The sequence below is a fragment of the Brevundimonas sp. genome, assembly GCF_032107865.1.
Taxonomy (GTDB): Bacteria; Pseudomonadota; Alphaproteobacteria; order Caulobacterales; family Caulobacteraceae; genus Brevundimonas.
Genome location: NZ_DAMCNG010000395.1, coordinates 1 through 1,195, shown reverse-complemented (window position 1 = coordinate 1,195; position 1,195 = coordinate 1). Strand labels below are relative to the sequence as shown.

At 71.4% G+C, this 1,195-nt stretch carries 1 pseudogene; it reads left to right on the top strand.

Annotated elements, in window-relative coordinates:
• Positions 1 to 1,195, top strand: a pseudogene (locus RT567_RS17065) (ATP-dependent DNA helicase); the annotation flags it as partial.

Below are 1,195 nucleotides of genomic sequence, written 5' to 3'. Positions count from 1 at the left end.
CCGGCCTCGCCGCGCGGCGAGGCCGGGTCGGCCCCGGTCGATTCCGAGAGCGCCCGCATCCGTCTGGACAAGCTGCTTCAGGCCTCGGGTCTGGACGAGACGCGGCCCGCCCAGTCCGACTATGCGGCCGAGGCTGCCTACGCCTTTTCGCCCCGTAATGAAGAGGGCCGTCCGCGCGTCCTGCTGGCCGAGGCGGGGACCGGCACGGGCAAGACCATGGGCTATCTGGCGCCCGCCAGCCTGTGGGCCGAGCGCAACGCAGGCGCAGCGTGGATCTCGACCTACACCCGCGCCCTGCAACGCCAGATCGACCGCGAGAGCCGCGCCTTGTGGCCCGACGAGGCCGAGCGGCGGCGCAAGACCGTGGTGCGCAAGGGGCGTGAAAACTACCTCTGCCTGCTCAATCTTCAGGACATGGTGCAGGCGGCGCAACTGGGGAATGGCGACCTGATCGGCATGGCGCTGGCCGCGCGCTGGGCCGCCCATACCCGCGACGGCGACATGACTGGCGGCGACTATCCCGGCTGGCTGCCCGGCCTCTATGCGACCGCGCCCATGCATCAGGCGGGACCGGCGAATCTGGTCGACCGGCGCGGCGAGTGCGTCCATGCGGCCTGCCCCCACTATCGCCTGTGCTTTGTCGAAAAGACCATCCGCGCCAGCCGCCGCGCCGATCTGGTGGTGGCCAATCATGCGCTGGTGATGACGCAGGCCGCCTTCGACGGCGCCCGCACCGCGCGGGGCCTGAAGCAGGACGGAGAGACGGCGGCGCTGAAGCGCATCGTTTTCGACGAGGGCCACCATCTGTTCGACGCCGCCGACAGCGCCTTCTCCGCCTGCCTGTCGGGGCAGGAGGCGGCCGAGTTGCGCCGCTGGATCAGGGGCCCGGAGGGACGCGGCCGTCGCGGACGGGGGCTTGAACAGAGATTGGGCGATCTGACCGCCGACAACGAAGCTGCCTCCAAGGCCCTGAAGGATGCGCTGCAGGCCGCCGCCCAACTTCCGGGCGAGGGGGTGTCGGGCCGTATCGCTCCGGCGTCTGGCGAAGTGAACCCGATCGGGCCGATCGAGCGGTTTCTGGTCGCGGCGCTGGAGCAACTGCGCGCCCGCGCGGCCGAGAACGGCGGCGCCGAGTTCGGGCTGGAGTGCGCCCTGCGCCCCGTCACCGAGCCGGTGCTAGAGGCTGCGCGCGAAG